The organism is Acidovorax sp. KPB24-07, assembly GCF_057543315.1.
Genome location: NZ_BAAJYS010000020.1, coordinates 1 through 14,649 on the forward strand (window position 1 = coordinate 1; position 14,649 = coordinate 14,649).

Consider the following 14,649-nt stretch of genomic DNA (forward strand, 5'->3'; position numbering starts at 1 on the left):
CTATTAAAATAAAAATAGCAAAAGAATCACCACCGAAAGAGCGACCCATGCAAGACATCCTCGAACAACTGGAGCAAAAGCGCCAACTCGCCCGCCAGGGCGGCGGTCAAAAGCGCATCGACGCGCAGCACAAAAAAGGGCAAGCTCACCGCGCGCGAGCGCATCGAGCTGCTGCTGGACGACGGAACGTTCGAGGAATGGGACATGTTCGTGGAGCACCGCTGCACCGACTTCGGCATGGAAGGCCAGAAGATTCCCGGCGACGGCGTGGTGACCGGCTACGGCATGATCAACGGCCGCCTCGTCTTCGTCTTCAGCCAGGACTTCACCGTGTTCGGCGGCGCGCTGTCGGAAACGCATGCCGAGAAGATCTGCAAGGTGATGGACCAGGCCATGAAGGTGGGTGCGCCGGTGATCGGGCTCAACGATTCGGGCGGCGCGCGCATCCAGGAAGGCGTGGCCTCGCTCGGCGGCTATGCCGACGTGTTCCAGAAGAACGTGCTGGCCAGCGGCGTGATCCCGCAGATCAGCATGATCATGGGCCCTTGCGCTGGCGGCGCCGTGTACTCGCCCGCCATGACCGACTTCATCTTCATGGTCAAGGACAGCAGCTACATGTTCGTGACCGGCCCCGAGGTGGTCAAGACGGTCACCCACGAGGAAGTCACGGCCGAGGAGCTGGGCGGCGCCGGCACCCACACCACCCGCAGCGGCGTGGCCGACATGGCGTTCGAGAACGACGTCGAGGCGCTGATGATGCTGCGCCGCCTGTACAACTACCTGCCGCTGAACAACCGCGAAAAGCCGCCCGTGCGACCGAGCAACGACCCGGCCGACCGCATGGACCGCAGCCTCGACACCCTGGTGCCCGAGAACCCCAACAAGCCCTACGACATGAAGGAGCTGATCACCAAGGTGGTGGACGACGGCGACTTCTTCGAATTGCAGCCCGACTACGCCAGGAACATCGTCATCGGCCTGGCGCGCATGGAGGGTCAGACCGTGGGCATCGTCGCCAACCAGCCGCTGGTGCTGGCCGGCTGCCTGGACATCAAGAGCAGCATCAAGGCCGCGCGCTTCGTGCGGTTCTGCGACGCGTTCAACATCCCCGTGGTCACCTTCGTGGACGTGCCCGGCTTCATGCCCGGCACGTCGCAGGAGTACGGCGGCATCATCAAGCACGGCGCCAAGCTGCTGTACGCCTATGCCGAGTGCACCGTGCCCAAGATCACCGTCATCACCCGCAAGGCCTACGGCGGCGCCTACGACGTGATGAGCTCCAAGCACCTGCGCGGCGACGTCAACCTGGCGTGGCCCAACGCCGAGATCGCGGTGATGGGTGCCAAGGGCGCGGTGGAGATCATCTTCCGCGAGGACAAGAACGACCCCGCCAAGCTCGCCGCCCGCGAGGCCGAGTACAAGCAGCGCTTTGCCAACCCCTTCGTGGCCAGCGCCCGCGGCTTCATCGACGACGTGATCCTGCCGCACGAGACGCGCAAGCGCATCTGCCGCAGCATGGTGATGCTGCAGGGCAAGAAGCTGGAGAACCCCTGGCGCAAGCACGGGAACATTCCGCTGTGAGCGATGCACGCCCCATGAAAACCGTCTGGATCGTCGATGGCGCCTACCTCTTCAACTACGGCAAGGGCCGGCCCTTCGACTACCTGAAGCTCAAGAACGAGATCACGCGCCTGAACGGCGGGCCGATCCACGAGAGCTACTACCTGAACTCGGCGAGCGATCCGTCCACTGACGCCCAGAACGCGTTCCACTCCTGGATCAAGACCGCGCCGCCCATCGGGCCGAAGTTCCGGGTGCAGCTCTACAAGCTCAAGCGCATGCACGCCAACTGCCCCAACTGCAGCCACCAGTTCGACCGGTCGGTGCAAAAGGGCGTGGACGTGGGCATCGCCACGCTGATCATCAAGCTGGCGGCCCAGAACGTGTACGACCGGCTGATCCTCTCCGCCGGCGACGGGGACTTCGAAGACGCCATCTCCTACGTGAAGTCCGAGCTGCACAAGGAGGTGTGGGTCTCGGGCTCCACCTCCAACCTCTCGCCCGACCTGCAGTCGTACTCGGACAACGTGCTCTGGATGGAAGACATGAGCCCGGCCATCGACCGGCACGCATGAACCCCGTCCCGCGAGACAGACAGACAAAAAAGACGCAAGACACCGCCCGTTAGAACACCTCCACTCCCCAACACCATGTTCACCAAAATCCTGATCGCCAACCGGGGCGAAATCGCGTGCCGGGTCATCGCCACCGCCAAGAAGATGGGCATCGCCACCGTGGCGGTGTATTCCGATGCGGACAAGGAAGCGCGCCACGTCAAGCTGGCCGACGAGGCCGTGCACATCGGGGCGGCGCCCAGCCGCGAGAGCTACCTGCAGGCCGACCGCATCATCGCCGCCTGCAAGCAGACCGGGGCGCAGGCCGTGCACCCGGGCTACGGCTTCCTGTCGGAAAACGAAGCCTTCGCCAAGCGGGTGGAGGAGGAGGGCATCGTCTTCATCGGCCCCAAGCACCATTCCATCGCCGCCATGGGCGACAAGATCGCCTCCAAGAAACTGGCGAACGAGGCGCAGGTCAGCACCATTCCGGGCTGGAACGACGCCATCGAATCGGCCGAGCGCGCGGTGGAGATCGCCCGCGACATCGGCTACCCCGTGATGATCAAGGCGTCCGCCGGCGGTGGCGGCAAGGGCCTGCGCGTGGCCTACAACGACAAGGAGGCGCTGGAGGGCTTCACCTCGTGCCGCAACGAGGCGCGCAACAGCTTCGGCGACGACCGCATCTTCATCGAGAAGTTCGTGCAGGAGCCGCGCCACATCGAGATCCAGGTGCTGGGCGACAGCCAGGGCAACGTGATCTACCTGAATGAGCGCGAATGCTCCATCCAGCGCCGCCACCAGAAGGTGATCGAGGAGGCTCCGTCCCCCTTCATCTCCGACGCGACGCGCAAGGCCATGGGCGAGCAGGCCGTGGCCCTGGCCAAGGCGGTGAACTACCAGAGCGCCGGCACGGTGGAGTTCGTGGTCGGCAAGGACCAGGACTTCTACTTCCTGGAGATGAACACGCGCCTGCAGGTGGAGCACCCGGTGACGGAATGCATCACCGGCCTAGACCTGGTCGAGCTGATGATCCGCGTGGCGGCCGGCGAACCGCTGCCGCTCACCCAGGCCGACGTCCGGCGCGATGGCTGGGCCATCGAGTGCCGCATCAACGCCGAAGACCCGTTCCGCAACTTTCTGCCCTCCACCGGCCGCCTGGTGCGCTTTCAGCCGCCGGAGGAGTCGATGTTCCAGGCCGACACCACCAAAAAGCTGGGCGTGCGGGTGGACACGGGCGTGTACGAGGGCGGCGAGATCCCCATGTACTACGACTCGATGATCGCCAAGCTCATCGTGCATGGCCAGGACCGGGAAGACGCCATCCACAAGATGCGCGCCGCGCTCAACGGGTTCGTGATCCGCGGCGTGGGCAGCAACATCCCGTTCCAGGCCGCGCTGCTGGCCCATCCACGTTTCGTGGCGGGCGACTTCAACACCGGCTTCATCGCCGAGAACTACAGCCAGGGCTTTGCCTCGCAGGACGTGCCGCACGACGATCCGCTGTTCCTGGTGGCGCTGGCGGCCTACATGAACCGCCGCTACCGCGCGCGTGCCTCGGGCATCAGCGGGCAACTCGCCGGCCACAACGTGAAGGTGGGCGAGCAGTTCGTGGTGGTGGTGATGGGGCACGAAGGGCGCAATGAGCACCACGCGGTGTCGGTGACGGATTTCCAGGGCAGCTCGGGCTCCAGCGCCGTGTCGGTGGGTGGCAAGAGCTACCAGATCGGCAGCGCGGCCACGCTGGGCCAGATCCGCGTGCAGGGCCAGTGCAACGGCGCGGGCTTCACCGCCCAGGTCGAGCGCGGCACGCCGCGCAGCCCGCTGGCGCTGCGCATCTCGCACAACGGCACGCAGATCGATGCCATCGTGCTGTCCCCCCTGGGCGCGCGCCTGCACACCCTGATGCCCTACAAGGCGCCGCCGGACCTGAGCAAGTTCCTGCTGTCACCCATGCCCGGGCTGCTGGTCGACGTGGCGGTGCAGCCGGGCCAGGCGGTGCAGGCCGGCGAAAAGCTCGCGGTGATCGAGGCCATGAAGATGGAGAACATCCTGTTCGCCACCCAGGACGGCATCGTGGGCAAGGTGGTCGCCGGCAAGGGCGAGTCGCTGGCGGTGGACCAGGTGATCCTGGAATTCCAGTGATCTTCGTGCGCGGTGTCGCGGGCAGGGGGGGCAGGGCCCGAACCGGCCGGCACCGCGTGGCGCATGCCTGGGGGTGGCACGCTGTGGATCAGGACCATTTTGGCCTGCGGCGCATATTCCACTAGGGTATATTGCTATAAAAATCATAGTAAAACGTTTTTTGGAATCCGCATGGCAAATCCCATCACCGCACGTCCGTTCAAGGTCCTCGGCATCCAGCAAGTCGCCATCGGCGGCACCGACAAGGAGCGCATGAAGGCGCTGTGGGTGGACATGCTGGGCCTCGAACAGACCGGCACCTTCCGCAGCGAGCGCGAGAACGTCGACGAAGACATCCTGGCCATGGGCCGGGGCGCGCATGCGGTGGAGGTGGACCTGATGCAGCCGCTGGACGTGGACAAGAAGCCTGCCGTGCACACCACGCCACTCAACCACATCGGCCTGTGGATCGACGACCTGCCGCGCGCGGTGGAATGGCTCACCGCCCAGGGCGTGCGTTTCGCGCCGGGCGGCATCCGCCAGGGCGCCGCGGGGCACGACATCACCTTTTTGCACCCCAAATCCAGCGCGGAGTTTCCGATCGCAGGTGAGGGGGTGCTCATCGAACTGGTACAGGCCCCTAAAGACGTGATTGCGGCGCTGGGCTGACGAATCGGCAGGCATTGCCTGCCGCCCTCCAGCGGCACTGGCGCCAACTGCACGCAACTCCGGGCATGGCTGCGCGGTAGGGCGATGTGTTTTCGGAAAGATGGCCATGGTTTCGCGACAGAAGGCGACACGGGTTTTGCACCTGTGCGATCGTGCGGGCAATGTCGCGCAACCTCGCTTAAAAAGCCCGATCGCGGGCCGGCCGTTGACGGTAGATAACGGCACTCCATCGTGCTCGGGTTTGTGAGGCCTGGATCTGGATTTGCGCCGCCGGCTCCGCCAGAATCTGCGCCTGCCACGACCGGCCAGACGCCGGACTGCCGAAAAACCAGACGAGAAAGGGCCCACCCACCATGCCAACCACCGCTGTCCCACCCACCCCCGCCGCGGCGCAAGCCGTGCAACTGCACCGCCGCCCGCCAGTCGCGCAGGTGCCTGCCGGGCCCTGGTCCGTCGAGGCCATCCAGGCGCTGCTGGACAAGCCGTTCATGGACCTGATGTTCCAGGCCCAGAGCGTGCACCGCGAGCACTGGCCTGCCGGCGACATCGAACTGGCCACACTGCTGTCGGTCAAGACCGGTGGCTGCCCCGAGAACTGCGGCTATTGCCCGCAGTCGGCCGAGTTCGACACCGGCGTGAAAGCCGAGAAGCTGATGAGCGTGCAGGAAGTCACGGCTGCGGCCCAGGCCGCCAAGGATGCCGGCGCCACCCGCTTTTGCATGGGCGCCGCCTGGCGCTCGCCCAAGGACCGCGACATCGAAAAAGTGAGCGAGCTGATCGGCGCCGTCAAAGGGCTGGGCATGCAGACCTGCGCCACGCTGGGCATGCTCGAATCGCACCAGGCGCAGGCGCTGAAGGACGCCGGGCTCGACTACTACAACCACAACCTGGACACCGCGCCCGAGTACTACACCGACGTGGTCAGCACCCGCGCCTACCAGGACCGGCTCGACACCCTGCAGCACGTGCGCGGCGCCGGCATCAGCGTGTGCTGCGGCGGCATCGTGGGCATGGGCGAGGCGCCCGTGCACCGCGCCGGCCTGCTCGCCCAGCTCGCCAATCTGAATCCTTACCCCGAATCGGTGCCCATCAACAGCCTGGTGCGCGTGCCCGGCACCCCGCTGGCCGACAGCGAACCGGTGGACCCGCTCGACTTCGTGCGGGTGATCGCCGTGGCGCGCATCACCATGCCCAAGGCCCGCGTGCGCCTGTCGGCCGGCCGCCAGCAGATGGGCGATGCCGTGCAGGCGCTGTGCTTCATGGCGGGCGCCAATTCGATCTTCTATGGCGACAAGCTGCTGGTCACCGGCAACCCGGAGGGCGAGGCCGACGTGAAGCTGCTCGCCAAGCTCGGGCTGAAGGGCCACCGCACCACCCGCACCGAAACGGACGAACTGCCATTGCAGGCCTGACCGGCCCTGCCGCCGCCGCGCGGCCGCCGCTCACGCCTTCGGCGTGAACTGCAGCAGGCGCATGGCGCCCGCGATCGACACCGCCGCGCCGGCATAGCCCTCCCAGGGGGTGTTGCCGGTGCGCAGCCGCTCGTCCACATTGCGCACGGTCCACTCTGCGCTGCCCGTCAGGGTTTCCAGCTCCTTCCAGGCCAGCGGCACCGAGATGCCCAGGCCCGGCCGCGAGCGCGCCGACCAGGCGCAGACCGTGGTGGCGCTCAATCCGTTGCGCAGGTAGTCCACGAACACCTTGCCCACGCGGTTGCGGGGCCCGCTCTTGGCCACGAACAGGGCCGGAATGGTGCGGGCCATGTGCTGCACGATGGCCTGCGAAAACGCCTTGACCGTATCCCAGTCGTGCCGCCGCTGGATGGGCACCACCACGTGCAGGCCCTTGCCGCCGCTGGTCTTGAGGAACGAAGGCAGGCCGAGTTCGGTGAGCATCACGCGCATCAGGGTGGCCGCCTCCTGCATGCGGTCCCAGGCCAGGCCCTCGCCGGGATCGAGATCGAATGTCATGCGGTCGGGCCGGTCGATGCGGTCCTTGCGGGCATTCCAGGTGTGGAACTCCACCGTGTTCATCTGCGCAGCGGCCAGCAGGCCTTGCGGCCCCACCACCTCCAGCAGCGGCGGATGGCCGGGGTAGAGCGAGGCCTTGAGCGGCTGCACACCCTGCAGGCTGCCTTGCTCCTGGTGGCGCTGAAAGAACAGCTCGCCACCGACACCGGCCGGCGCCCGCACCAGCGAGACCGGGCGCTGGTGCAGGTGCTCCATCATCAGCGGTGCCACCAGCGCGTAATAGCGCACGAGATCGATCTTGGTGGTGCCCGATTCCGGGTCGATGACGCGCTCAGCGTGGGTCACGCGCAGGGTGTCCGCTCGCGCGGTCGAGGGCTTGGCGCGGGTGGCAGCCTGGGCCAGCGCCTTGGCGGGAAGAGGGCGCTCGTGCACGATGTCCTTGGCGGGCTTGTCGTCCCGCAGGCCGCGGAACACGGCGTGGCGGATGCGTTCGCTGTGCGTCCAGCTGGCGAAGGCCACCTCCGCCAGCAATTGCGGGCGCACCCAATGCACCTTGGCCGCGCCCCGGGCTGCGTTGGCGAACGGGCTCTTGGAAGTCGTCAGCGCCTCCAGGCGCTCGCGCAACTGCGCCAGGCTGCGCTCGTTGAACCCAGTGCCGACATTGCCCACGTAGCGCAGGCTCCCGTCTTCGTCCTGCACGCCCAGCAGCAGCGCGCCGATGCCGTTGCGCGTGCCCCTGGGCTCGGTGTAGCCGCCGATCACGAACTCCTGGCGCTGGCCGCATTTGAGCTTGATCCAGTCCGCCGAGCGTTGCGAGACGTACGGCGCGCTCCTGCGCTTGCCGATCACCCCTTCGAAGCCGAGCCGGCAGGCCGAGGCGATGAGCTGGCCCGGGGCCGCATCAAAGGCCTCGCTGAAGCGCACCGTCTGGCCCTCGCCCTCGGGAAGGATGGCGCGCAGGGCCTCGCGGCGGTCGGTGACGGGCAGCGCGCGCAGGTCCGCCCCGTTCACGAAGGGCAGGTCGAACGCGTAGAACACCAGCCCTGCCGCCGTGCCGTTCTCGAACGCGTTCTGCAGCGCCTGGAAGTCCGGCATGCCCTGGCGGTCCATCACCACGATCTCACCATCGATCCAGCCGCTGTCGATGGGAAGCGCCTTCAGGGCCGTCACGAGGTCGGGCATCTTGTGGCCCCAGTCGTTGCCATTGCGGGTGAATAGCCGCACCTTGCCATGGTCGATGCGCGCGAGCAGCCGGTAGCCGTCGAACTTGAGTTCGAACAGCCAGTCGGCCAGATCGGGCGGCGGGCCCTGGACCAGCGTGGCGAGCTGGGGTTTGAGCTCGGCTGGCAACGGGGCCTTGACCGCTTGGGCGGCTTTGGCGCCTCGGGCGGCCTTCGTTGCCCGCGCCTGGCCGGGCCGAGGCGCCTGGCCGGGCCGAGGCGCCTGGCCTGGCACGCCTGGCAGATCGGGCAGGGCGCTCACGCTGTCGGGCATGTCTTGCACCACGTCGAACTCGGCCGCCGGGCGCTCCAGTCCGTCGTGCTCCTTGATCAGCAGCCATGCGGGCTGCCGCTCCTGCTTGGCCCCCCGGGAGCGCATTCGCACCAGCGTCCACCGCCCCTGCAGCTTGTGGCCGTGGATCTCGAACTTGAGCTTGCCGGCCCGGTAGCCCTTCACCGGATCTTCCAGCGGCACCCAGTAGCCCTTGTCCCAGATGATGACCTTGCCCGCCCCGTACTGCCGCGCCGGAATCTGCCCTTCGAACTGGTTGTAGGCGATCGGGTGGTCCTCCACCTGCACCGCCATGCGCTTGTCGGCCGGATCGAAGCTGGGCCCCTTGGGCACGGCCCAGCTTTTCATGGTGCCCTCCAGCTCCAGGCGCAGGTCGTAGTGCAGCCGGGTGGCCCAGTGCTTGTGGATCACGTAGCGCAGCGCATCGGCGGTCGCCTCGGCCCCTCCGCGCGGCTCGGGGGTGATCGAGAAGTCGCGCTTTTGTTCATACAGCGCCAGGGCGGGGAGAGTGGTGCGGGAACGGGACATGTTCATGAACGTAGCAGCGGCGTGCTGATAAGGAATGTAGGAAGCCAACGCCAGCCCAGGAAAAATGATATTTTTATTAAATTCTGCGAATTTAAATAAAAAATGCTTTAATTAAATGATTATTAAGTATTTATACCTATTGATTAAAATTGCTTCGGTGGATAGTGCAAATGGTTTGCAGATTACATTTTGAGTCAAATGTCCAATAAGTGATTAGACACAAGGGAATATCATTCGCGGACCCCATTACCGTTACAAATTCCGGCATGGCCGGCATTCCCCATGACACGCCGAGTCACCATCCAGACGCCCCTGGGCGAGCAGTTGCAGTTTCGCCAGCTGCAGGGCAAAGAAGCGCTCTCCGAGCTGTTCTCCTTGGACGTGGACCTGCTGAGCGAGAGCAAATCCATCGACCCCAAGGCCCTTTTGGGCAAGAGCGCCACCATCGTGGTGGAGACCGAAGGGGGCGGCACGCGCTACCTGGACGGCATCGTCACCCGCTTCGGGCTGCAGGGCCAGGACCACCGCTTCTACAGCTACAAGGCCCGCCTGAGCCCCTGGCTGTGGCTGGCCACGCGGCAAAGCGACTTCAAGATCTTTCAGAACAAGACTGTCCCCGACATCATCGAGGAGGTGCTCGGCAAATACGGCTACCCGCTGCAGCGCAAGCTCACCCAGAGCTACCGCACCTGGGACTACTGCGTGCAGTACAACGAGACCGACTGCGCCTTCGTCTCGCGCCTCATGGAGCACGAAGGCATCTACTACTTCCACGAGCACAGCGCCGGCCAGCACGTGCTCACCCTGGCCGACGACATCGTCGCCTCGCACAGCGCGCTCGCGGGCGCCGCCGTCATCCCGTTCTACCCGCCCGAGAAGGCCGCCGTCGCCGACAAGGAGAACATCCACGCCTGGCAGCTGGCGCAGGAGATCAAGCCCGGGCGGCACTACAACGACGACTACGACTTCAAGAAACCCAAGGCCGACCTGTCCAACATGCGCCAGACCCCGCCGGGGCACGCGCACGACAGCCACGAGATCTACGAATGGCCGGGCGGGTACACCGAGTTCGGCGACGGCGAGAACTACGCCCGCTCTCGGCTGCAATCGAGTCTGACCGGGCACAGCACCGTGCGGGGCGAGTCGCGCCACCGGGCGCTGGCGCCCGGCTACACCTTCACCCTGGAGAACCACCCGCGCGAGGACCAGAACCAGCAATACCTGCTGACCGGGCTGGAGTACCACTTCAAGGAAAACCCCCAGGTCAGCGCCGTGGCGCCCGGCACCAAAAGCACGCCGCAGGAGGAGGGCTCGTTCCAGAAGTTCACCCTGCAGGCCCAGCCGACCAGCCTGCCCTACACGCCCGCGCGCACCACCCCGAAGCCCAAGACCACCGGCCCGCAGACGGCCGTGGTGGTGGGCCCGCCGGGCGAGGAGATCTGGACCGACCAGTACGGCCGGGTGAAGGTGCAGTTCCACTGGGACCGCATCGGGGCCATGGACGAGAACTCCAGCTGCTGGGTGCGGGTGTCGCACCCCTGGGCGGGGCTGAACTACGGCAGCATCCACATCCCGCGCATCGGGCAGGAAGTCATCGTGGACTTTCTGAACGGCGATCCGGACTACCCCATCATCACCGGTCGGGTGTACAACGGCATCCAGATGCCGCCGTGGAAGCTGCCGGACAACAAGACGCAGTCGGGCACGCTCACGAACTGGAGCAAGGGCGGGGGCGGGGCGAGCATGCTGCGCTTTGAGGACAAGAAGGGCATCGAGCACCTGGAGCTGTCCAACACCTACGGCAACACGTACCTGAACATGGGGTACCTGATGCACCAGGGCAGCGGCTCGCAGCGCGGGTACGGGTTCGAGCTGCGCACGGACCTGTGGGGGTCGATCCGGGCGGACAAGGGGCTGCTGATCACCACGTACCCGCAGGACTTCACCTCCAAGGTGGCGAGCAACAACCCGGACGGGTTCGATCAGCTGGGTGCGACGCTGGCCAACACCTCTTCACTCATGCAGGAGGCCGGGCAGGCCGTGTCGTCGGTGAACGCCACCATCGGCGCATTGGCGGATGCCAAGTCTTCGCAGATCGCCAGCATGGGGGCAGGCATTGCGGCCATGACCGGGGGCGCGGCGGGCGGCTTGACCTCGCTGGCCAAGATGGCAAGTTCCCGCTCGGGTGGCGATGGAGGAGGGGGCGCGGAAACGGCCATGCCCACCAACACCGACCCTGCCATGCCGGATGCGCGTAGCCTGATGGATTTGTCCAAGGACATCACCAAGCCGATCGTGTCCATCGTGAGCCCGGAAGGGCAAAGCATGATCAGTCCCAAGCCCATCGTCGTCAGTTCGGGCCAGAGCACGTCGGTGCATGCCCAGCAGCACGTGACCATCTCCAGTGGCGCGCAACTCACGCAGTTGGCCAAGGCCGGCATGCTCACGCATGTGACTTCGGGCGGGCAAAGCAACATGGTCTCGGGCGGGGACGTTGCCTCCGTGGCCCAAACCGGCAACATGAATCTGGTGGCGGAACAGAACATATCGCTGTCCTCCACCAGCCTGAACGCCAACGTGCTGGCCAAGGAAAACGTGGTGGTGAATGCGCAGAGCGACACGGTGTTCGTGAACGCGGGCAAGAACATCACGCAGGTGGCGGGAGAGAGCGTGACCCTGGTTTGCGGCGCGGCGTCCATCACCTTGAAGGCCGATGGCACGATCGTGCTCAATGGCGTGAAAGGCGTCTTCAACTTCCAGGACGACCTTGACCAGTTCGGGAAAAAGATCAACCTCAATTGCTGAGGCCCTCCGCCCGAGGCCTCCAGAAGAAAAACCATGCTTTATCACTTCCAAGAAGGCCACATCACGGCACCGCCCCATGTGACGGACCGCACCATGCACCTGCTGGCGCCCGAGCCCGGCTCCGGCGGCATGACCATCGCGATCTCGAAGGACCCGCTGGAGGCGGACGAAACGCCTCCGGAGTTCTTGAAGCGCCAGTTGAACGATCTTTCCCGGCAAGTGAGCAAATTCACCCGCAGCGAGATCGAGCCCGCATTTTTGGGGGCCGGCCAAAAAATCGGCGGCTCGAAGTTTTCGGTGAGCTACAAGCAGCAGGGCAAAACGGTTTACCACGTGCAATCGCTGTTCCTGCTGCCGGACACGCGCCAGGTGCTGAGCCTGACGTTCTCGCTGCCGGTCCCTTTCACCGATGAGCACCACAAGATGGTGAGCGATGTCTTGGGGAGTTTCGTCTTGCGTGAGTGACGACGGGGCGACGACCCGAACGCACGTGCCTGAAGGCACGGCTTGAAAAAAGATGGAGACAAAACATGGGTGGACTGGCGGCGGCGAGGCTGGGCGACGACATCGGGCACGTGTCGGTGTGGTCGAGGCTGGCGCGGGTGGGGTTGCGGCTGGCGTCGGGGATGGTGGAGACCTTGCTGGTGGCAGGTGCGGTGGCGCTGTTGGCTGGGGTATCGGTGGCCACCATGGGCTGCGGGGCGATCCTGGCGTGCGGCCTGTTGGCCGGCTTTATCGGAGGGGCGACCGGCTGGAGCAGCTACAAGGAAAAGAAGATCCAGGAGATGACCGAGGACATCGGTGAACTGGAGATCACGGGCAAGCTGGGCGCGCAGGGGGCGGGCACCGTTCTCATCGAAAAACGCCTGGCCATGCGGGCCGTCGCCGACTTCACCGCCTGCACCAAGCACTCCTCACCCAACCCCAATTTCATCGCCGAGGGCACCGACAGCGTCTTCATCGAGACCTTTCCCGCTGCGCGCAAGGGCGACAAGCTCATGTGCGCCGCGCAGATCGCCACCGGCGCGGACACCGTCTTCTTTTGGCGGCAACAAGACCGCCTACCTCAACGTTGCCGACGACAAGCTGTGGTGGGAGACCGCGCTGGAGATCGGTGTCGGCCTGGCCATGGGGCGCGGCAACTTCCTGGGGCGGGTGGGGTGCCTGGCCATGGGCGCCGTCGTCGGCATGGCCGGCGAGTGGCTCGGGCGCGGGTTCCGGTCCCTGATCGGCTATCCCGTGCATCCCGCGACGGGCGGCAAGGTCCTGGACGGCAGCCGCGACACCGACTTCGTGCTCCCCGGGCCTTTGCCCATCGAATGGCGGCGCTTTTACAGCAACCACGACCACCGTCAGGACACCGTGCACGGCGAGGGCTGGAGCGTGCCCTACGACATCGAACTGCACGTGGTTCGCCCAGCGCCAGGCAGTGGACAGGCCGGGCGCCTCGTTTACGTCAATCCGCAGGGGCGGCACATCGAGCTGCCCTGGGTCGAACCAGGCAACGCCCTCTTCAACACTGGAGAGGGCTTCATCGTCGGGTGCACCGCCGGGGGGCACTTCGAAGTCAGCGGCCTCGACCACATCCACGAGCAATTCGGCCCGGCGCCCGAAGAGCCCGGCACCCATGTCCTCAAGCTCCTGCGCCTGCGCGACCGTTTCGGGCACTGGATCGCGCTGCGTTACGACAGCGCGCGGCGCCTGGTGGGCCTCACCGACCACCTGGGGCGGGTACTGCGGCTGGACTACGCGGGGCAGGCCCGCCAGGTGCAGTCCATCCACCTGGTACAGGCCGCCCCCGGCGAGCAACTGGGCCTGCTCGCTAGCTACCGCTATGCGGCCGAGAGTCCCCATCAGGATCGCCAGGGCCCCGGTCATTCGCCCGAAGACCCCGTACCTGGCCAGCTCACCGAAGTGCTCGACCGCACGCGCAGCCTCACCCGGCGCTTTGCCTATGCCGAACGCCTTATGGTCCTGCAGGTTGATGCCGGCGGCTTTGCGTGCCACTACGCCTGGGAGAGCGCCGCGCAGGCCAGCGGTCCCGAGCGCCAGGACGGCGCGCGTGGCCCCCAGGGCCAGCGCCTGCGCGACCGCCGCGTCGTGCGCCACTGGACCGAGGACGGCGAAACCTACGACATTGCCTACACCCTGACCGGCGAGGACGGCATTGCGAACGGGGGGGCGCAATCCAGCGGCGGCGAAACGACCGCCACCGACCAGCTGGGCCGCTGCCAGCGCTGGCGCTGGGACCGCCATCACAACCTCACCCGGTATCAAAACCCCCTGGGCCACACCTGGCAGCTGCGCTGGAGCGAGCGGCGCGAACTGCTCGCCTGCACACGGCCCAGCGGCGCCACCATCACGTTTCAGTACGACGAGAACGCCCTGCAGACCGGCATCATCGACCCGCTGGGCCGGCTCACACGTACCCTGTGGGACAGCCGCTGGTTCGTGCCCTTGCGCGTGACCGGGCCCGACGGCGCCACCTGGCGCTGGGAATACGACGATCGGGGCCTGCCCACCACCGAAACCACGCCGGACGGCCGCACCACCGAGACCGCCTGGGACGCCAGCGGCCTGCCCGTGCAGATCACCGACGCGCGGGGCGGGCGCAGCACCCTCGTGTGGAACGACGCGCGCTGCTCATGCGCCACACCGACTGCTCCGGGCAAAGCACCCACTACGCCTACGACGGGCATGGGCAGTTGCAAAGTGTCACCGACGCGATCGGGCAAGTCACCCGCAGCACCTTCGATGCGCGCGGGCGCCTCGTGTCCGTGGCCCTGCCCGACGGCAGCAGCCAGACCTTCGCGCACGATAGCGCCGGGCGCCTCGTGCAGCACACCGATGCACTCTCGCGCGCCACGCGCTATGGCTACAACGCGCGGGGCCAGCGCCTGTGGCGCGTGGACGCCGAAGGGCGGCAA

7 protein-coding genes and 3 pseudogenes are annotated in these 14,649 nt (G+C 66.3%); 9 read left to right on the forward strand and 1 reads right to left on the reverse strand.

Annotation, left to right across the window (positions count from 1 at the left end):
- Positions 1-47 precede the first annotated feature (47 nt).
- The 5 genes and pseudogenes from AC27IQ_RS04700 to bioB all read left to right on the forward strand — a co-directional run bounded on the left by AC27IQ_RS04700 (position 48) and on the right by bioB (position 6,319).
- Positions 48-1,581: pseudogene (locus AC27IQ_RS04700) on the forward strand (acyl-CoA carboxylase subunit beta).
- 14 nt (positions 1,582-1,595) lie between these two features.
- Entirely contained in the window at positions 1,596-2,135 is a 540-nt protein-coding gene (locus AC27IQ_RS04705) for an NYN domain-containing protein (RefSeq protein WP_272569491.1), read from the forward strand.
- Positions 2,136-2,210: 75 nt separating this feature from the next.
- Positions 2,211-4,259, forward strand: a complete 2,049-nt coding sequence (locus AC27IQ_RS04710) for an acetyl-CoA carboxylase biotin carboxylase subunit (protein WP_487088573.1) — start codon at positions 2,211-2,213, stop codon at positions 4,257-4,259.
- A gap of 171 nt (positions 4,260-4,430) precedes the next feature.
- Complete coding sequence (locus AC27IQ_RS04715) at positions 4,431-4,907, forward strand: VOC family protein (protein WP_284399723.1); 477 nt, start codon at positions 4,431-4,433, stop codon at positions 4,905-4,907.
- A gap of 353 nt (positions 4,908-5,260) precedes the next feature.
- Positions 5,261-6,319, forward strand: coding sequence for a biotin synthase BioB (bioB, locus tag AC27IQ_RS04720; RefSeq protein ID WP_487088575.1), 1,059 nt, complete (start codon positions 5,261-5,263; stop codon positions 6,317-6,319).
- Positions 6,320-6,349: 30 nt separating this feature from the next.
- Here bioB and ligD read toward each other — a convergent pair whose 3' ends face one another.
- A complete protein-coding gene (ligD, locus tag AC27IQ_RS04725) occupies positions 6,350-8,917 on the reverse strand; it encodes a DNA ligase D (protein ID WP_487088577.1) in 2,568 nt (855 codons plus the stop codon).
- 282 nt (positions 8,918-9,199) lie between these two features.
- Here ligD and AC27IQ_RS04730 point away from each other — a divergent pair, with 282 nt between their 5' ends.
- The 4 genes and pseudogenes from AC27IQ_RS04730 to AC27IQ_RS04745 form a co-directional block, all read left to right on the forward strand.
- Positions 9,200-11,722, forward strand: a complete 2,523-nt coding sequence (locus AC27IQ_RS04730) for a type VI secretion system Vgr family protein (protein ID WP_487088579.1) — start codon at positions 9,200-9,202, stop codon at positions 11,720-11,722.
- A 33-nt stretch (positions 11,723-11,755) separates the two neighbouring features.
- Positions 11,756-12,187 carry a DcrB-related protein gene (locus tag AC27IQ_RS04735; RefSeq protein ID WP_284399712.1) on the forward strand — a complete coding sequence of 144 codons (432 nt, stop codon included), beginning with the start codon at positions 11,756-11,758 and terminating at the stop codon, positions 12,185-12,187.
- Between the two features lie 407 nt (positions 12,188-12,594).
- Positions 12,595-12,681, forward strand: a pseudogene (locus tag AC27IQ_RS04740) (hypothetical protein); the annotation flags it as partial.
- Positions 12,682-12,910: 229 nt separating this feature from the next.
- A pseudogene (locus AC27IQ_RS04745) lies at positions 12,911-13,144 on the forward strand (DUF6531 domain-containing protein); the annotation flags it as partial.
- Positions 13,145-14,649: the final 1,505 nt, after the last annotated feature.